15 protein-coding genes are annotated in these 17,529 nt (G+C 73.1%); 3 read left to right on the forward strand and 12 right to left on the reverse strand.

The genetic code is table 11. The annotated features are described in order from the left end of the window. Positions 1-35: 35 nt before the first annotated feature. The 5 genes from ACIP63_RS12410 to ACIP63_RS12430 all read right to left on the reverse strand — a co-directional run bounded on the left by ACIP63_RS12410 (position 36) and on the right by ACIP63_RS12430 (position 6,056). Positions 36-1,208 (reverse strand): NlpC/P60 family protein, encoded by a 1,173-nt coding sequence (locus ACIP63_RS12410; protein ID WP_401514167.1) that lies wholly within the window; start codon positions 1,206-1,208, stop codon positions 36-38. 151 nt (positions 1,209-1,359) lie between these two features. After that, positions 1,360-3,918 carry a PQQ-binding-like beta-propeller repeat protein gene (locus tag ACIP63_RS12415; protein ID WP_401514169.1) on the reverse strand — a complete coding sequence of 853 codons (2,559 nt, stop codon included), beginning with the start codon at positions 3,916-3,918 and terminating at the stop codon, positions 1,360-1,362. A gap of 71 nt (positions 3,919-3,989) precedes the next feature. Then, complete coding sequence (locus ACIP63_RS12420) at positions 3,990-4,265, reverse strand: hypothetical protein (protein WP_401514171.1); 276 nt, start codon at positions 4,263-4,265, stop codon at positions 3,990-3,992. A gap of 52 nt (positions 4,266-4,317) precedes the next feature. Beyond that, complete coding sequence (locus tag ACIP63_RS12425; protein ID WP_401514174.1) at positions 4,318-5,079, reverse strand: TetR/AcrR family transcriptional regulator; 762 nt, start codon at positions 5,077-5,079, stop codon at positions 4,318-4,320. A gap of 41 nt (positions 5,080-5,120) precedes the next feature. Further along, on the reverse strand, positions 5,121-6,056 hold the full coding sequence (locus ACIP63_RS12430) for a diiron oxygenase (RefSeq protein ID WP_401514176.1): 936 nt from the start codon (positions 6,054-6,056) through the stop codon (positions 5,121-5,123). Positions 6,057-6,245: 189 nt separating this feature from the next. Here ACIP63_RS12430 and ACIP63_RS12435 point away from each other — a divergent pair, with 189 nt between their 5' ends. Further along, positions 6,246-7,355 carry a ferritin-like domain-containing protein gene (locus ACIP63_RS12435; protein ID WP_401514178.1) on the forward strand — a complete coding sequence of 370 codons (1,110 nt, stop codon included), beginning with the start codon at positions 6,246-6,248 and terminating at the stop codon, positions 7,353-7,355. 20 nt (positions 7,356-7,375) lie between these two features. On the opposite strand, the gene ACIP63_RS12440 is transcribed toward ACIP63_RS12435, so the two are convergent. Continuing rightward, positions 7,376-7,678, reverse strand: a complete 303-nt coding sequence (locus tag ACIP63_RS12440; protein ID WP_401514179.1) for an SCO0607 family lipoprotein — start codon at positions 7,676-7,678, stop codon at positions 7,376-7,378. Positions 7,679-7,800: 122 nt separating this feature from the next. On the opposite strand from ACIP63_RS12440, the gene ACIP63_RS12445 reads away from it, so the two are divergent. Next, the gene (locus tag ACIP63_RS12445) at positions 7,801-8,691 is read left to right on the forward strand and encodes an ADP-ribosylglycohydrolase family protein (protein ID WP_401514182.1); all 891 of its coding nucleotides are present in this window, start codon (positions 7,801-7,803) and stop codon (positions 8,689-8,691) included. Between the two features lie 3 nt (positions 8,692-8,694). Here the strand turns inward: ACIP63_RS12445 and ACIP63_RS12450 are convergent, their stop codons facing one another. The 6 genes from ACIP63_RS12450 to ligD form a co-directional block, all read right to left on the reverse strand. After that, the gene (locus ACIP63_RS12450; RefSeq protein ID WP_401514185.1) at positions 8,695-9,771 is read right to left on the reverse strand and encodes an amidase family protein; all 1,077 of its coding nucleotides are present in this window, start codon (positions 9,769-9,771) and stop codon (positions 8,695-8,697) included. Positions 9,772-9,775: 4 nt separating this feature from the next. Continuing rightward, positions 9,776-11,239, reverse strand: coding sequence for a penicillin-binding transpeptidase domain-containing protein (locus ACIP63_RS12455; RefSeq protein ID WP_401514187.1), 1,464 nt, complete (start codon positions 11,237-11,239; stop codon positions 9,776-9,778). Further along, on the reverse strand, positions 11,236-12,600 hold the full coding sequence (locus ACIP63_RS12460; RefSeq protein ID WP_401514190.1) for an FtsW/RodA/SpoVE family cell cycle protein: 1,365 nt from the start codon (positions 12,598-12,600) through the stop codon (positions 11,236-11,238). The genes ACIP63_RS12455 and ACIP63_RS12460 overlap by 4 nt, the downstream gene beginning before the upstream one ends. 70 nt (positions 12,601-12,670) lie before the next feature. After that, positions 12,671-12,991, reverse strand: a complete 321-nt coding sequence (locus ACIP63_RS12465) for a zinc-ribbon domain-containing protein (protein ID WP_356711659.1) — start codon at positions 12,989-12,991, stop codon at positions 12,671-12,673. Further along, the gene (locus ACIP63_RS12470) at positions 12,988-15,108 is read right to left on the reverse strand and encodes a PBS lyase (RefSeq protein WP_401514193.1); all 2,121 of its coding nucleotides are present in this window, start codon (positions 15,106-15,108) and stop codon (positions 12,988-12,990) included. The genes ACIP63_RS12465 and ACIP63_RS12470 overlap by 4 nt, the downstream gene beginning before the upstream one ends. Before the next feature lie 382 nt (positions 15,109-15,490). Beyond that, the gene (ligD, locus tag ACIP63_RS12475) at positions 15,491-16,384 is read right to left on the reverse strand and encodes a non-homologous end-joining DNA ligase (protein WP_401514196.1); all 894 of its coding nucleotides are present in this window, start codon (positions 16,382-16,384) and stop codon (positions 15,491-15,493) included. A gap of 59 nt (positions 16,385-16,443) precedes the next feature. Between ligD and ACIP63_RS12480 the strand changes: the two genes are divergently transcribed. After that, on the forward strand, positions 16,444-17,499 hold the full coding sequence (locus ACIP63_RS12480; RefSeq protein WP_401514199.1) for a Ku protein: 1,056 nt from the start codon (positions 16,444-16,446) through the stop codon (positions 17,497-17,499). Positions 17,500-17,529 lie beyond the last annotated feature (30 nt).

Consider the following 17,529-nt stretch of genomic DNA (forward strand, 5'->3'; position numbering starts at 1 on the left):
CTCACGTCCGTCACGAGGGCGTGAAGGCCCGGTTCTCAGGCTTCCGGGGTGTCCGGGGAGTCCGGGGCGCCTTGGGCGTCGTACCCCGTGTCCGCTCCCGAGGTGGCACCCTCGGGCAGGTCGGGGGGCGTGTACGTGCTGAGCGGCTCGCCGCCCGGGTCGGGGCGTACGGCCCCCAGCAGCGGGTTCGACGCCAGCGGTGAGACCTTCACCGTGGCGCCCGGCCTGGGAGCCTGCACCACGAGGCCGTCGCCGATGTAGAGCGCGACGTGCGTCGCCTCCGGGAAGTAGACCACCAGGTCCCCGGGGCGCAGCGAGCCGACCGCCACCTTCGGGAGCTGCCGCCACTGTTCCTGCGACGTGCGCGGAATGGCCCGGCCCGCCGTGGACCAGGCCTGGGAGGTGAGCCCGGAGCAGTCGTACGACTCCGGCCCCTCCGCGCCCCACACGTAGGGCTTGCCGATCTGCTCGACGGCGTAGCGGACCGCCTCCCCGCCCTCCTCGGACGGCGGGCGGACGGAGCTGAGCGCTCCCGACGCGGTCAGCGCGTCCTGGGCGGCTCCGATGTTCTTCTCCTCCAGCTTCGCCACGGCGGCTAGCTGCTCCGCCGAGAGCGAGGCCAGCATCGCCTCGATGCCCTTCAGCCGGGACCGCACGGTGTCGCGCTGCCTCTTCTGGCGCTCGGCCAGCACCCGCTGCCGCTCCTGGGCCGCCCGGGACCTGGCCGCCAGGACCTCGGCGTGCTTCTCCGCGCCGGTGAGCCGGGCGACCACGGCCGACCGGCCGGCCTGGGCGCGCTCGATGACATGGCTCTGCTCCAGGGCGCGGGCCGGGTCGTCGGCCAGCAGCAGCCTCATGTACACGGAGAAGTCGGTGCTCCCCTGGTACTGGTCGCGCGCCAGGCGGCCGGCGTCCCGGCGCCCGGCGTTCAGCGCCCTCCGGGCGGCTGCCAGCTCGGTGCGGAGCTTCCTGGCCTCGGCGGTCCGCTTCTTCAGCTCCTCCTCGGTGCCGTTGTAGAACTCACCGGCCTCCTCGGCCTTCCGGTAGGCCGTCTGCAACTGCTTCAGGAGTCCGGCGACGCTCCCCGGCGCCCCGGCGGCCGGGGCGGGTGCCGGCTCCGGTCCCGACGGCTCGGCGACGGCGGGTGAGGCGGCGAAGACCGCGGCCAGGACCGCGGTGCAGAGGGTGCGCGCGAACCTGCGTGACACGACATCACCTCCGGTGACAGGGGCGAGGCCGATTAATCGGACTACCCCACAAGTGCTCGGATCTCGTCCATCCGGTCACTCGGTCCCGGGTGACGCAAGCACCGCCCGGCGTGCCGCCCGGGGGACACCCCGAACGGTGGACGCCTGGAAGTCACTCCGCGGGGAACGCGTAGAAAGCCCGCTCGCGCTGCACGACAGCCGTCTTCCCGGTGGCCAGCACCCTGTAGGGCGCGCTGACCGTGGCGCCCTTCGGGTCCTGGGCCCCGATGTCCTGGAACTTCCACAGCCGGCGCCCGTCCGCCGCGGCGAACGCGGTCACCTGGGAGGCGTCCGCGGCGAGCAGGGTCTTCCCGCCACCGCTCAGCGTGAGCGCGGGGGCGTCGCCACCGAGCGGAACCTCGGTGGACCGCCGCCAGACCTGCTTTCCGGTCGCCCGCTCCACCGCGCCGACCTCCTGGTTGCGATTGGTGGTGTGGAGCAGCGTCCCGGCCGGGACGGGCGTGCCGAAGACGGACGACCCGGTGCCGTTCAGCGTCCAGACCGGCTTCCCCGTACCCGTATCGAAGGCCAGGAGATCGTCGCCCACCGCGCCGTACAGCCGCCCCTCCCCGTCGCCGGCCGCCGCGCCGCCGGGCGCGACGCCGCCGAACCGACGGGTCCACAGCTGCTTCCCCGTGGTGCGGTCGAAGCAGCGGAACGACGCCTTGCCCTTGGCCGCCGCCGCGTCGGCGGCGGTGAGCGTGCCCGGTTCCTGGCGTACGACGATGTCGGCGTCCCTGACGGCCGTCAGCCGGTAGGCCGGGGTGCCGGGCGCCCGCCCGGCGGGGACGGCGACGCGCCAGAGCTCCTCGCGCCGCACGATGTCGTACGCGAAGAAGTACGCCTTGACGACCTGCTTGTCCTTGCCGGGCTTCTTGCCCTTCTTCGGCTTGGGCGCCTTCTCGGTGACGGTGTGGGAGCCGGTGAACCAGAGGACCGAGCCGGACAGCCCGGTGAGCGGGGCCACCTTCATGTTCGGTACGCCGGTGAACTGGTCCACGAAGCGCACCCGGTGCGCGATCCGCCCGTCCTTCGGCGACAGCCAGAGGAACTCGGTGGGGCTCGCCAGGAAGCAGAGGTTGTCCCCGGCCGCCAGGACGGCCTGGGCCCCCGCGGCGTCGGCGCGCTCCCAGATCTTCCGCCCGGTCCGCAGGTCCACGGCGGTCGCCCCGGCCGTCTCCGTCAGCACCAGCAGCTCGTCCCGCCAGATGCCCGCGGTGAGCGGCGCCGGCGCGGCCGCCGGGTGGGCGTACATCCACCGGGGATCCGGCGCCCGGCCCGGGACCGTGGGGCGGGGCTCGGCGGCCGGCTTGTCGTCGGCCGCCGAGGCGGGCTCGTCGGACCCGAGGACGGACACGGCCGCCCCGCCCAGGACCAGCCCGGCCGCACCGGCGGCGACGGTGGTGAGCAGCGCGCGCCGGCTGGTGGCCGGGGCGGCCGCGGGGCGCGGTGTGGGCGCGGCGGCGGGCAGAGCGGCGGGCAGGGCCTGGGGGAACGGTGCGGACACGGCGGGCGCGCCCTGCGGTGCGGCTGCCGGGTAGGCGTACGGGTACGGCTGGGCGGGTGCGGGCGGCGGGGAGTGCGGAGGGACGGGCGCGGCCACCTCCTGAGGGACGGCGAGCTGGGTCGTCGCCCGGTCGGAGCGCGGCTCGCGCGCCCCGGTCCCCAGGAAACGGGTGGTCCGGCTGTCCTCGCCGAGGTCACCGCTGTCCGTGGGCACGGCGTCGGTGGGTTCGCCGCCGTCCCGCACGGAGGCCCCGGCCGTCTCCTCACGGACCGGCGCCTCCAACGCCCGCACCCGTGCCGCCCGGTCCGTCACGGCCGCCGACAGCGGCGCGGGAAGCCAGCCGCCCTTGGCGAGGCCCGCCGCGCCCTCCAGCGCCAGTTCGGCGGCGGCCGACCCGGCAGCGGGCCGGTCGTCCGGGTCCTTCGCCAGGCAGCGTGCGATCAGCGCGCGCAGGTCGGCGGGTACGGCGCCGAGTTCGGCGGACCCGTGCGCGATCCGCTCCGCGGCCTCCTCCACGGGACCCTCGGCGAGCGGGGTCGTCCCCGTCGCGGCGTACGCCAGCAGCAGGCCCAGGACGAACAGGTCGGACGCCGGGCCCACTTCCCTGCCCTCGACCTGCTCGGGGGTGAGATAGCCCAGCCGTACGGACAGCTGCCCGCCCTCCCGGGCCTCGGCGGAGGCGGCGGCCCCCAGCGGCCCGAACGCGGTCAGCCGGGGGCCGTCCTCGGCCAGCAGCACCGTCTCCGGCGCGAGCCCCTGGAGCACGGCCCCGGTGGCGTGGACCCGGGAGAGGGTCTCGGCCAGACCCGCGCCCAGTATCCGTACGGCACGCTCGGGCAGCGGGCCCGCGAGGCCGATCGCCTCGGCGAGCGTCACCGCGGGCACGTAGGCCGTGGCCGTCCACAGGTTGTCGTCGTCCGGCGTGGTGAGCGGCGGCTGCACCCAGCCGCCGGCCAGCCGCTCGGCGGTACGTGCCTCGGACCGGAAGCGGCGCCGGAAGGCGGGCACGGAGGCGAGGGCGGGCCGGGCCGCCGTCACCACGGCGAGATCGTCGCGGTCCTCGCCCCGGGTCAGGAAGTGCACGGCGCTCGCGCTCTCGCGGAGGCGCGCCAGCGTGGTGTACGGGCCGAAGTGGCGTGGATCGTCCTGACGCAGCGCCTCCATGGCGCACCCCCCTTGTGACCGTGCCCTCGGCACCTGAGCGCAGATCTTACGGGCGGGGGCCGCGATACCGCTCAGGACCCGCTGCGGGGCCTGGTCCAGGGCCACTTGGGAGCGAAGCGCTCACGGCCCTTGGGGGCGTACTCGTACACCCAGCCGCGCTGCAGCCCGAGCCGCTTCGAATAGCCCGCCGGAGCGCGCCGGTAGGCGTACACGGTGGCGGGCCCGCCGTCGGCGTCCGGCACCGGGACCTCGTACCACTTGGGCGGATGGCCGGTCGGCCCGAGCAGGACGGGCAGCACCCGGCCGTCCAGGGGACCGCCGCGGAAGGGCGTGTTCTCGCTTTTCACCGGGCCAGTCTGACCCAGGGGGCCACCTGGACGCCTGTCCGGCCCCGCGGGATCAGCCGGGCGGCAGCAGGTGCGCGGCCCGGCCGGCCACCGGGATGATCAGTGTCGCCAGCCGCCCGGCGGGGCCGTCGGCGGTCTCCTGGCCCAGCAGGTCCGCCACCACCGCCTCCGTCTCCTGGTCCGAGGCCGCCGTGGCCGCGAGCAGGGCCATCAGGTGGTCGACCAGCCAGCCCCGCAGGTCCGAGGCGGCCGGCTGCTTCTCCTCGTCCAGCCAGATCAGGGACGCCGCCTCCACGGCCGCGATCCAGGTGCGCACCATCATCCGCAGGCGTGGCCCGGCGGGTTCCTGTCCCGGGCCCTCGCCCCGGCCCAGGTGGAGCAGGATCTGCTCGGCCGCCGACCGGCGCACACCGTCCACGATCGTGGACGTGCGCGAGGTCTCGGCCACACTGCCCCCGCGCAGCAAGGCGCTGAAGCCGGCGTCGTGCTGGTCGACGAAGCCGAGGTAGCGGTCGAGGACCCGGCTGACCCGCTCGGTGGGCGGACCGGCGGCGGGTTCCTCGAAGCAGAGCGTCAGCTGCTCGGCGGCGGACCCGAGGGCCGCCTCGTACAACTGCTGCCTGCCGCCGGGGAAGTAGCGGTAGACCAGGGGGCGGGAGACCCCGGCCGCCGCCGCGACCTCGTCGATCGACACGTCGTCCGGCGCCCGGTGGGCGAAGAGTGTGAGCGCCGCGCCCAGCAGTTGGGCGCGGCGTTCCTCGACACCGAGCCGTCGGTATGCGCGGGCCGGCGGTGCTGCGGGTGCGGAGGTCATACTCCGAAGCCTAAGCGCTACCCCCAGTAGGGGGGCCGGCCTCAGGCCAGCAGACCCGAGCTCTTCCACAGCCTGCGTCCCACCCCGTTGAGTACGCCGATGTCGTCGAAGAAGTCCGTGAGCCGCTTCGCTCCCGTCTGCATGACCTCCGCCCGGTGGCCGCTCGCCTTCACCTGCGCGACGGCCTCGTGGCGGTCCAGGCCGACGTTCTCGTACACCTGCGGGTTGACGAAGCAGACCGAGAACACGCGTGCCGCCTCACCGCAGTTGAGCCGCGTGAGCCTGCGCTGCCAGGGGGGAGCGGTGACCATCTGGCGGCGCAGCTCCTCGCGTGCGTAGCGCACGTGCCGCGCCTCCTCGACCACATGGATGCGGGTCACTCCGCGTACGAGCGACTGGACGCGCTCGTCGGGGAAGGTCAGGCGCTGCATCCAGTCCAGGATCTCCTCGCCGAGCAGGGTCGCGGCGAACGAACCGGGGGTGGTGGAGACGGTCTTCAGCACCCGCGCCAGGTTGTGGTAGCGCCGGGGGACCGGGTAGGCGGGCGCGCCGCCCCACTCGATCATGCGGGCGAACATCATGGAGTGCCGGCACTCGTCGGCTATCTCGGTGAGGGCGTAGCGGACATGCTTGCTGGTCACGGACTTGTCGTAGATGTGCCGGACGAGCAGCTGCATCAGGATGATCTCGAACCAGATCCCCAGCGAGGCCAGCGACGCGGCCTCGTGGCGGGCCAGGTCCATCCGCTGTTCCTCGGACATCCTCCGCCACAGCGGGGTGTCGTAGAGGGAGACCAGCTCGGGCGGCCAGAACCACTTGCCGTCCTCGACGGCCGAATCCCAGTCGAGCTCGGTGTCCGGGTCGAAGGAGTGCTTGGCCGAGGCTTCGAGCAGGCGGGCCGCCACCTGTTCGCGGTCCTTGAGGGGACCGAGCGCATCGCGCAGCGCCTGAATGTCCTCGTCGGTCACGGTCGTCACGGCTGAAGGCACCTCGCAGAGGGGTTACCGGCGGTCAAGTTTCCGCTCACGAATTATGAGACTGCCTGTCAGCAAGGGAGTCAATCCCTCGTGCGCGACTTGTTGACCGCGCGTCTACCAACGTGTGAACCTGCCAACTGACGTCAGCACCACGGAATGCACGATCCTCGCCGGGCGAAGGAGCTGTCCGTGTCGACACACGACCTCTACACCACCCCACCCGCCGCGCCGACATGGCAGGTGCCTGCCACGGGCGCGGCCCGGTTCAGCTGGGACTACGACGACGGCCGCGAACGCCTCCTCGCCCTCTACCAGAAGGGCAAGGACAAGCAGTGGGACGGCAACAAGCGCATCGACTGGAGCCTGGAGGTCGACCCCGCCGACCCGCTCGGCACCCCGGACGAGGCCCTCACGCTCCACGGCACCCCGCACTGGGCGAAGATGACCGAGCGGGACCGCGGTGAACTCCGCAAGCACTACACCTCCTGGCAGTTCAGCCAGTTCCTCCACGGTGAGCAGGGCGCCATGGTCTGCGCCGCGCGGATCGTGGAGTCGGTCCCCGACCTGGACGCGAAGTTCTACTCCGCGACCCAGACCATGGACGAGGCGCGGCACGCGGAGATCTACGGCCGCTTCCTGCACGAGAAGATCGGGATGCTCTACCCGGTCAACGACAACCTCCAGGGGCTGCTCGGCGACACCCTGCGCGACTCCCGCTGGGACATGCCCTACCTCGGCATGCAGGTCCTCATCGAAGGGCTCGCGCTCGCCGCGTTCGGCATGATCCGCGACACCACGACCAGGCCGCTGCCCAAACAGATCCTCGCCTACGTCATGCAGGACGAGGCCCGGCACGTGGCCTTCGGGCGGATGGCGCTGCGCGACTACTACAAGCAGCTGAGCGACGCCGAACTGCGCGAGCGCGAGGAGTTCGTCATCGAGGGCTGCTACCTCATGCGCGACCGTCTCAGCGGCGTCGAGGTCCTGGAGAACTTCGGCATCGGCAAGCAGGAGGCCAAGGACCTCTCCGAGCACTCGGAGTACCTCCAGCTCTTCCGCAAACTGCTCTTCAGCCGGATCGTCCCCTGCGTGAAGGACATCGGCCTCTGGGGCGAGCGGCTCCAGAAGGCCTACGTCGACATGGGCGTCTTCGAGCTGGGCGACTCGAATCTGGACCTCCTGATGGCCCAGGACGAGGAGATAGCCGAGCAGCTGGACCGGGAGCGCTTCGCGGCGGAGGAGCAGGAGCGGGTCGCGGAGGTCGCGGAGGCGATCGCGGAGGGCGGGACGGACGGCTGAACGGAGCCCCCGGAGCAGCCTCAGCTCTCCGCGGGGATCTCGATGGTCCTGCCGTCCTCGTCGAGGGTCCGGGTCTCCCAGTACGTGTACCACTTGTCGTCCACGCGCTCGGGCACCTTGCCCTCCGGGTAGCGGGCGTAGCCCTTGGGCGGCTCCTCGTCGTCGGACACGCACGCGCTGCCGGCGCTGCCGACGTGCAGGACCGGGTATTCGCCACCCCCGCACACGGCGTCCTGCATGGAGCAGGCGCCGGTGAGCAGGGCGACCGTGACGCCGGCGAGGGCGAGCCCGAGCGTGGTGCGGATTCGGTTGGCCGTTCGCATGGTGGGGCTCCCTCTGGTGTTCGGCTGACTGTGCCCAGCCTGCCGTGGCCGGCGAGAAGGAGCGTGAGCATCCGTACTCATATCCGGTGTACGTACCGGGTGCGCGGACGGAGGATGGCGCCATGAACTCCCCTCCCGGCCACGGTGACTCCGCGGCGGCCCGCCGCAGCCTCGAAGCGCTCGCCCTCGGCGACGCCTTCGGGGAGCGGTGGTTCCCGCTCTTCCGGCCGCCCCGCCAGGCCTACGCCGAGGTCCGGGCGCGCCGCACCCCGCACGAGCCCGTGTGGCACTGGACCGACGACACCGCGCTGGCGCTGGCGCTGCAACGGGTCCTCGACGAATACGGACAGGTCGAGCAGGACCGGCTCGCCCTGTACTACGCCCTGGCCTTCGACGCCGACCAGGCCCGTGGTTACGGCCACGGCATGCACATGCTGCTGCCGGAGCTGCTGGCCTCGCCGGCCGACTGGCGCACCCTCGCGCCGGGGCTCTTCGAGGGCGGCAGCCTCGGCAACGGAGCGGCGATGCGGGTCGCGCCGCTCGGAGCCCGCTTCCACGCGGACCTCGGACACACCGCCGAACAGGCCGTGCTCTCGGCGGTCGTCACCCACGCCCACCCGGAGGGCGTCGCCGGCGCGGTGGCGGTCGCGGTCGCCGCGGCGCTGTCGGTGCGTGGGGAGCTCACGCTGGAGGCGGTCGCCGCGCACACACCGCAGGGGGCGGTGCGCGACGGCGTGCTCCGCGCGGCGGAGGTGGCGTTCGCCACCGAGCCGTGGAAGGCCGCCGACCTCCTGGGCAACGGGAGCCGGATCAGGGCCGACGACACCGTGCCGTTCGCTCTGTGGACCGCCGCCCGGCACCCCGGCGACCTGGAGGCCGCCCTGTGGTCGACGGCGGAGGGCTTCGGGGACGTGGACACCACATGTGCCATCACCGGGGGCGTCGTCGGGGCGGCGACCGGGGTGGAGGGCGTCCCCGCCGAGTGGCGCCTCCGGCGGGAACCGCTGGGCTGACGGTCAGCCGGTCCGGCGCGGCGGTCCCGGCGGCGGCAGGACGCGTTCCACCGCGCACGCGATGCCGAGCAGTTCCGCGTCCGTCCCGCGGCCGGTCACCAGCTGGAGACCGGCCGGGCAGCCGTCCGGGGTGAAGCCGGCCGGCACGCTCGCCGCCGGATGGCCGCTGAGGTTGAACGCCCAGGTGAGCGCCGTGGAGTAGACGTCGCCCGGTCCTTCGTGACCGTGCGGCGGGTTGGGTGTCACCGGGGTGAGGAGCAGAGGCGTACGGGCGAAGAAGGCGTCGAGAGCGCGGTCGTTGGCGGCACGGAGCGCCCGGGTGGCGGGTGTCGGTGACTCCCCGCGCACTGCCGTCCATGTCTCCGCCGGGTCGAGCAGCGTGACGGGGTCCTGGACCAGGCGGATCACCCCGGCCGCGGCCAGCCGCTCCACCGCGGCTCGCGTCACCTCGGCCACCTCCGGCTCCACCGAGGCGAAGCCCAGGTCCGGGCTGTAGGCGGCCGGGACCGGAAGCCGTGCCGGCCGGGGCGCGTACCCGTCCAGCACATGGCGCAGGCAGGTCTCCGCCAGTGCCGCCGAGCTCGCGAGCACACCGGGGGAGGCCAGGCCCGTACGGTCCGGGGAGGGCAGCAGGCCCGTCGTCGTCTTCAGGCCGAACACCCCGCACCACGCAGCTGGGATCCGCACCGACCCGGCCCCGTCGCTGCCCGTCGCCAGCTCCACCATGCCGGCCGCGACCGCCACCGCCGAGCCCGCCGAGGAGCCTCCCGGAGTGCGGTCGGGCCGCCATGGGTTGACCGTACGGCCGTGTGCGCCCCGCCCCCATGTCTGCCAGTAGGTGCCAGGCCCGGGGACGGACGTCGTGCCGACCGGGACGGCGCCCGCCGCGGCCAGTCGGCGGGCCGCGTACGAGCGGAGACCCGTGCGGCCCTTCACCGCGAACGGCAGCCCGGCGAGCGGGAGGTCCCGGGCGGCCCGCTCCTCGGCGAGCGCGTCCTCGCGCCGGACCCCGGTGAACGCGTGGAGCTCCGGGTCCAGTTCGTCGATCCGGGCCAGCGCCGCCGCCACCGCTGAAGTCATGCGGTCAGTCTCGGGCATCCAGAGCGGCCTCCATCACCGCCCGGGCGATCGGAGCCGCGTTGCCGCCGCCGCTGACGTCGGCCCGGTCGGCGGCCGCGTCCTCCACCACCACGGCCACGGCGACCGCCGGGCGGCCGGAGTCCGGTGCCTGCGCCCAGGCGATGAACCAGGCGTAGGGCGTACCGGAGTTGTCGACCCCGTGCTGCGCCGTGCCCGTCTTGCCGCCGACCGTCACCCCGTCGATCGCCGCGTTCGTCCCGGTGCCGTCCTCCACGACGTCGACCATCATCCGCTGGAGCTGCTGCGCCGTCGTCGGGTCCATCGCCTGGTGGTACGAGTCCGAACCCTGCTGCCGGACCGTGTCGCCGTCGCCGGTGGTCACCCGGCCCACCAGGTGGGGACGCCTGAGGTCGCCGCCGTTCGCCACCGCCGCGGCCACCATGGCCATCTGGAGTGGGGTCGCCGTCGTGTCGAACTGGCCGATCGACGACTGGGCCAGCTGGTCGTCGCTCATGTCCGAGTCGAAGTTGCTGCGGGCCACCCGGGAGGGGATCTTCAGGTCGTCGTCGTTGAAGCCGAACCTGCCCACCGCCTCCAGCATCCCGTCCAGCCCCACCTCGACGCCGAGATGTGCCATCACCGTGTTGCAGGAGACCCGGATCGCCTCCGCCAGGGACGCCTTCTCGCAGCCGCGCGCCTCGTTGGGGAGCACGGTCGAGGTGCCGGGCAGGACGTACGGGGACGGGGTGTCGGTCTCCGCGTCCGGATCGGTGACCACCTCCGCGTCCAGCGCCGCGGCCGCCGTCACGATCTTGAAGGCCGAACCGGGCGGATAGGTCTGCCGGATGGCCCGGTTGAGCATCGGCCGGCTCTGCGCGCGGTTGAGCCGCGCCCAGGCGTCCGTGACGGCGGAGCCGGTGCCGGAGAGGACCTCGGGATCGTACGAGGGGGAGGAGACCAGCGCCAGGATCCGGCCGGTGGCGGGGTCGAGGGCGGCGACCGCGCCGCGCCGGCCGTCCAGGCCCTCGTACGCCGCGCGTTGCGTCGAGTCCTCGATCGTGGTGACGACGTCGCCGCCGGGCTGCCGGCTGCGGGTGATGTCCCCCCACAGCGGGAGGGGGGCCAGGATCGGGTCGGTGCCGGAGAGGACGCCGTCCTCGGCGTTCTCCAGCAGCGTGGTGCCGTACGTCTGCGAGGCGTAGCCGGTGACCGGCGCGTACAGCGGACCGTGACGGTAGGTGCGCTCGTACGCGAGCTGCTCGCCGGTGTCCTTCGACCCGGTGACGGGTTCGTCGCCGACCAGGATGTTGCCGCGCGGCTCGTCGTAACGGTCGATGGTGGTGCGGCGGTTGGCGGGGTTGGTGGTGAGTTCGTCGGCCTCGAAGAGCTGGACACGGGCGGCGTTGGCCAGCAGGGCGAGGAGCAGGAGCAGGCAGAATCCGGCGGCGTGCCGGATGTGGCGGATCACGGTCCCTCCCCGGCCGGCGCGGTCTCCGTATCGGGGGCGGGGGTGCGGGCCACGTCGCTGACCCGGATGAGCAGCGCCACGATGATCCAGTTGGTGACCACGGAGGACCCGCCCTGGGCCAGGAACGGCATCGCCATCCCGGTCAGCGGGATCAGCCCCATCACCCCGCCCGCGATCACGAAGACCTGGAGCGCCAGGATCGAGGCGAGGCCGACCGACAGGAGCCGCCCGAAGGGGTCCCGCAGAGCGAGGCCCGCACGGAAGCCGCGGGCGACGAGCAGGGCGTACAGCAGGAAGATCGCGGTGAGCCCGGCCAGGCCGAGCTCCTCGCCCGCGGTGGCCAGGATGAAGTCGGACTTGGCGGCGAAGCCGATGAGGATGGAGTGGCCGAGCCCGAGACCGGTGCCGAGCATGCCGCCCGCCGCGAACGCGAAGAGGGACTGCGCGAGCTGGCTCGGACCCTGGCCCGCGTCGATCGTGGCGTACGGGTCCAGCCAGTCCTCCACCCTGCTGTGCACATGGGGTTCGAACGAGCCGACGGCGAAGGCGCCGGCCGCCGCGAGGAGCAGCCCGACCGCGATCCACCCGGTCCTGCCGGTCGCCACGTAGAGCAGGATCACGAAGAGGCCGAAGAAGAGCAGCGAGGTGCCCAGGTCGCGTTCGAGGACGAGGACGCCGACGCTGAGCAGCCAGATCGCGACGATCGGGCCCAGTACCCGGCCCGTGGGGAACTGGAGCTTCCAGATCCTGCGGCCGGTGTAGGCGAGCGCGTTGCGGTTCGCCGCGAGGTACGCCGCGAAGAAGACGGCGAGCAGGATCTTGGCGAACTCGCCCGGCTGGAAGGAGAATCCGCCGACCCTGATCCAGATCTTCGCCCCGTTCACCGCCGGGAAGAAGATCGGCACGATCATCAGGACGAGGGCGGCGGCGACCGACAGATAGGCGTACCGCTGGAGCACCCGGTGATCGCGGAGGAACACCACCACCGCGATGAAGAACGCCACCCCGAGCGTGGACCAGATCAGCTGTGTCGTCGCCGCCCGGTCGCTCGGGGTCTCCAGGTCCAGCCGGTAGATCAGCACCAGGCCCAGTCCGTTGAGCAGCACGGCGATGGGCAGCAGCAGCGGATCGGCGAACGGGGCGCGGAAGCGGACCGCGAGGTGGGCGAGCAGGGCGAGGAGACCGAGACCGGCGCCGTACCCGGCGACATCGGGAGGCACGGCGTCGTTCCGGGCGAGGCCGACGGCGGCGTAGCCGTAGACGGAGATGAGCACAGCCCCGATCAGGAGCGAGAGCTCGACCCCGCGCCGCTTGGGCAGGCGTAGCTCGGGCGGGCGCGCCTCCGCCGTCGTTGCGGTCATGCCCCGCAACGTAGCAAGAGGCGGGTGTTATTTCCCTTATGTCAGCTTCGTGGCACTCCTCGGCCGCACCTCAGCGCTGGTACGGGTTCTGGCCGCCGGGAGGCGCGTAGCCGGGCTGCTGCTGCGCGGCGCCGTACGGATTGCCGTCCTGGCCGCCCTGGGCCTGCGCCAGCAGCTGGTCGGCCTGCTCCTTCGGTATCTGCCGCTCGCCGCCGCAGAAGGTGCACTGCGTCGCGTACTTCGTCGAGAACGGGAACAGCGGCACGAAGAACAGCGTGAACTTGGTGACCCGCTTGCGCAGGGTGTGCGCCGCGGGATTGCCGCACCAGCCGCACACCATCGTCAGGACTGCCAGCTGGTAGAGATACCCCTTGGTACCGAAAATGATCATGATGTGGTTCCTTTCCCCGTGTCTCCCAGGAGTGCCCGCCGGCAGAGCGCCAGCAGCCTCTCGTCCTCATAAGTGTCGTGACTGCCGTACCCGCCGTCCATCGCGTTGTGGCGGCGTACGGAGAGGAGCTCGGCACTCAGCACGTGTGCCGCGTCCGACCCTGCACCAGCCGGGCCCATCCGCGCCAGGCATTCCGCGACCCGGACCCGGACGTGACGGTTCTTCTCCCACGCCGAGAGGAGCACCGGCACCGATTCACCCGTGCGCCCCGAGACCTCCCAGAGGGCGATCGCGGCATCGACCCGGAGCCACAGCTCCTCGTGCGCCAGCAGGCCCCGCAGCCTCGGCGCCACCGCCTCGGCCCGCCTCCCCAGCCCGCCCAGCGCGCTCGCCGCCGCCCGGCAGTCGTGCACCTGCTCCGCACGCAGCCCCTCGGCCAGCACCGGCAGGACCGTATCCGCGTCGCCCGTGACCGCCCACAGGGCCTCCGCCGCCTCCGTCGCCGCCGCGGTCCCGGGCCGCCGGATCAGCCGCCGCAGCTCCGGAACGGCACAGTGGGCCGCCGGCCCGAACGACCTGAGCGCCCGCAGAGCCGCCGTACGCAGCCACTCGCCCCGGTACTCGGGAGCCCCCCGCAGCACCCGCAGCACCTCCGGAGCGGCCTCACCCGCACGCAGCGCCGTCAGCCCGGCGAGCAGCGGGCTCGCCCGGTCGTACGCCCCCTCGTCGAGGCCGACCTCGCCGAGCCTGCGCCGCAGCGTCTCCGCGAGGGGGGCCGCCGCGTCACCGAGGCACCGGACCGCGAACCCCACGTCGTGCGGCACCTCCGGCCGCTCCAGGGCGGTCGCCAGCGCGGGCAGCACCCGGGCGTCGCCCAGCCGGGCCAGCGCCTTCACCGCCGAGCCCAGACCGGGCGGCCCGCTCGCCCACTCCTTGACCCATGCCCCCGGATCCGCCGCCACCCGCGCGGCCAGCGCGTCGGCCGCCGGCGCCGCCAGCCCGAACAGCTCCTCCAGCACGTGCGAGGCGGCGTCGGCGAGCCGCGGCTCCGGATCGGTGAGCTGTACGCCGACGAGCCGCACCAGACCCTCGTACGAACCGCGCCAGGCCCGGATCAGCCCGCCGCTCATCCGTACGGCGTCGATGCGCTGCCACGGGTCCGGGCTGCACAGCTGGTCGGCCAGCAGCGCCGTGCGGTCCTCGACCCGGTCGTCCAGACCGACGTGGAGCGTCCGCAGCAGGTCGGCGGCCCACGGGGTGCTGCGGCCGGCGGACTCCTCGGCCGACAGCTCCCGCAGCTGGCCCACCAGCGTCGGAGAAGTGGCCCGGTCCGCCCCGGCGTCGTCGCCGCCCGGCGCCTTCCCGCCCGGCGGTTCCGGCCGCGGAGGCCGGGAGCGCAGCTCACGCAGCAGACCCGCAACCACCCGTACGACATCACCGGGCAGCGCGTCCGGAGCACACCTGGCCAGCTGGGCGAGGGCCGCGAGCCGCAGCCCGGGCGGATACGCCTCGGCGGCCAGCCGGCTCAGCCAGTCGGCCGCCCGCCCCGCCAGCGGCCGGTGGCGCAGGGCGATCCGGCCCGCGGCCTCGACGAGCGCGAGCCGCACCTCGTCGTCCGCCTCCACCGGCAGCCGCTCCCGCAGCAGCGCGAGCACCCTGCCCGGCCGGCCGTGCAGGGTGGCCAGGGCGAGCGGCGCGGCGAGCCGCACGCCCGGGTCCTCGTCCGCCACCAGCTCGAAGAACACCGCGGAACCGGCGGACACGGCGGCCGCGGCCATCGCGTAGTTCGCCACGCCCTCGATCTCGTCCTCGTCCAGCTCGTTCTCGTCGTCCTCGTCCAGATCGATGCCGCCGATGCTGGTGAGCAGCTCGACGATGCCGCCGCGGTCCCGTATCCCCGGGTCCACGGCCAGCTCGAAGAGGAACGGGATGCACGCGAGCGTGCAGGCGTACACATCGCCCTGGTGGTGCACCGCGCCGTACATGCCGTCGAGCGCGTTCTCCCGCTCCGCCGGATCGGCGGAGGCGAGTCCGTACAGGAGCCCCGGCACATCGTCGGCCGGGCCGTAGGCATGCTCCATCGAGGCCCAGTCGACCTCATCGATCCCCGTGAACACGCCACACCCTCCCCGTGTCTGGACCGGCCGGCACATGGGGGGGGCGGCGTCGCGGGGCCGGGCACGCACATCTGCCGCGTTGTCGTCAAGCACCATGGCCCTTCCCCAAGCTCCCGGCTTCGCCTGAGCAGGGGGAGACCCCATGGCCTCAATCTTCCGCTTTGCGGCTGCACGCGCCCGACCCCGCTCCTTCGCCCACCCCCCATGCGCCGGTCGGTCCTACCTCTGCGCCCCGGACGCGGCGGAGCCGTGCCCGCGAAGCGGCGTCTGCGCCGAGTGTGCACCACGCCCAGGACAATCCACCCTCCACTTGCGGCCTTTCCTGGCCGCGCCCGCCCTGGGCTGTGAGGGCGCTGTGCGTGCCCTGTACCCTCCGCTCCTCTCAGTCCTCCGGCAGGGGCCGGGCCTGCCCGGGATCGGTCAGCGGAGCGAGCAGATCTCCGTACCTTTCCAGCCGCCCGGTCATGTCGCCGGCGAGGAAGAGGAGATCGTCCGGCGCCCCGCAGGACTCGATCTCGTCCCAGGTGACGGGTGCGGAGACGGTCGGGCTGCCCTTCGCCCGCAGGGTGTACGGCGCCGCGGTGGTCTTCGCGGCGGCGTTCTGGCTGAAATCCACGAACACCTTCCCCGGACGCAGCGCGCGCGTCATCCGGTGCACGGCCAGGTCGGGCAGCGCACCCTGCGCCTCCACCGCCAGTCTCTTCGCGTACGCCGTCACCTCCTCGGAGGGGGTGGGTTCCAGGGGGACGAGCAGATGCAGCCCCTTCGAACCGGAGGTCTTCCCGTACGAGGACAGCCCGTCCTCCGCCAGCCGCTCCCGCAGCCAGAGGGCCACCGTGCAGCACTCGACGACCCCCGCGGGCGGCCCGGGGTCCAGGTCGAACACCATCCGGTCGGCCACGGCCGGGGCGTCCTGCCGCCACTGGTGGGTGTGGAACTCCACCACCAGGTTCGCCGCCCACATCAGCGACGGCAGGTCCTGGGCGAGCACCTGCCGGGCCCCGGGGTCGTCACTGCGGGGGACCGGGGCCGTGCGCACCCAGTCGGGCGTACCGGGCGGCGGATTCTTGGTGAAGAAGCGCAGCCCCTCAGGCCCGTCCGGATACCGGAGGAAGGACAGCGGGCGGTCGCGCAGGTGGGGCAGCATCGCGCCCGCCGCCGTGGCCGCGTAGTAGTGCAGCACCTCGCCCTTGGTCGTACCGGTGGCCGGGTACAGCACCTTGTCGAGATTGCTGAGCGCCAGGCGCCGCCCCTCCACCTCTGTGATCGGCGTCATACGATAAGAATCACATGAAATCGCACGAATGCGGTCGTGGCGGGCGTAAGGGGTGAACGGTGAGGTCCATCTGGAACGGTTCCATCTCGTTCGGTCTGGTCAGCATCCCGGTCAAGCTCATGAACGCCACGGAGAACCACGCGATCTCCTTCCGGCAGATCCACGTCGAGGACGGCGGCCGGATCCGCTACCGCAAGGTCTGCGAGCTGGACGAGGAGGAGGTGCCGGCCTCCGAGACCGTCAAGGCGTACGAGGACGCCGACGGCACGGTGATCCCCGTGACCGACGAGGACCTGGCCTCGCTCCCGCTCCCCACCGCCAAGACGATCGAGATCGAGGGATTCGTGCCGTCCTCGGCCGTCGATCCCCTCCAGCTGGACTCGGCCTACTACCTCTCGGCCAACGGCGTCCCCGCCGCCAAGCCGTACGCCCTGCTGCGCGAGGCCCTCAGGCGCAGCGGCAAGGTCGCCGTCGCGAAGTACGCCCTGCGCGGGCGGGAGCGGCTCGGCATGCTGCGGGTCTCCGGCGACGTGATCGCGATGCACGGCCTGCTCTGGCCGGACGAGATCCGCGCGCCGGAAGGCGTCGCCCCGGACACCGGCGTCAAGGTGCGCGACGCGGAACTGGACCTGGCCGACGCGCTGATGAACACCCTCGGCGACGCCGACATGGACACGCTCCACGACGACTACCGCGAGGCGGTCGAGGAACTGGTCGCGGCGAAGGCGGCCGGCGAGCCCGTGGCGGAGGAGGAGTCGGAGGAGCCCGAGGGAAAGGTGATCGACCTGATGGCGGCGCTGGAGAGCAGCGTGCGGGCGGCGAAGGAGTCCCACGGGGAGGACGGCGGCGAGGTCGCGGACGTCCACCACATCGGCTCCGGCCGGGGCGGCGGCGCGAAGAAGAAGACCGGCGCGTCCTCGAAGGGGGCCTCGTCGAAGAAGGCGGCCCCGAGGAAGGCCGCCGCGAAGAAGACCCCGGCGAAGAAGACAGCCGCGAAGGAGACAGCCGCCAAGAAGTCCGCCGCGAAGAAGCCGACCGCCAAGAAGTCCGCCGCGAAGAAGCCGGCGGCGAAGAAGACGACCTCTCCCGGCACGCGGAAGCGCACCTCGGCCTGACGCGTCACCGCGCCGGCCGAGGCCCGCTCA

The organism is Streptomyces sp. NPDC088746, from assembly GCF_044751065.1.
Lineage (GTDB): Bacteria > Actinomycetota > Actinomycetes > Streptomycetales > Streptomycetaceae > Streptomyces.

Coding starts and splice junctions, on each gene's coding strand:
- ACIP63_RS12460 (WP_401514190.1), bottom strand. CDS start 12,600: ATGACCGCAACGACGGCGGAGGCGCGCCCGCCCGAGCTACGCCTGCCC.
- ACIP63_RS12440 (WP_401514179.1), bottom strand. CDS start 7,678: ATGCGAACGGCCAACCGAATCCGCACCACGCTCGGGCTCGCCCTCGCC.
- ACIP63_RS12450 (WP_401514185.1), bottom strand. CDS start 9,771: ATGACTTCAGCGGTGGCGGCGGCGCTGGCCCGGATCGACGAACTGGAC.
- ACIP63_RS12415 (WP_401514169.1), bottom strand. CDS start 3,918: ATGGAGGCGCTGCGTCAGGACGATCCACGCCACTTCGGCCCGTACACC.
- ligD (WP_401514196.1), bottom strand. CDS start 16,384: ATGACGCCGATCACAGAGGTGGAGGGGCGGCGCCTGGCGCTCAGCAAT.
- ACIP63_RS12465 (WP_356711659.1), bottom strand. CDS start 12,991: ATGATCATTTTCGGTACCAAGGGGTATCTCTACCAGCTGGCAGTCCTG.
- ACIP63_RS12445 (WP_401514182.1), top strand. CDS start 7,801: ATGAACTCCCCTCCCGGCCACGGTGACTCCGCGGCGGCCCGCCGCAGC.
- ACIP63_RS12425 (WP_401514174.1), bottom strand. CDS start 5,079: ATGACCTCCGCACCCGCAGCACCGCCGGCCCGCGCATACCGACGGCTC.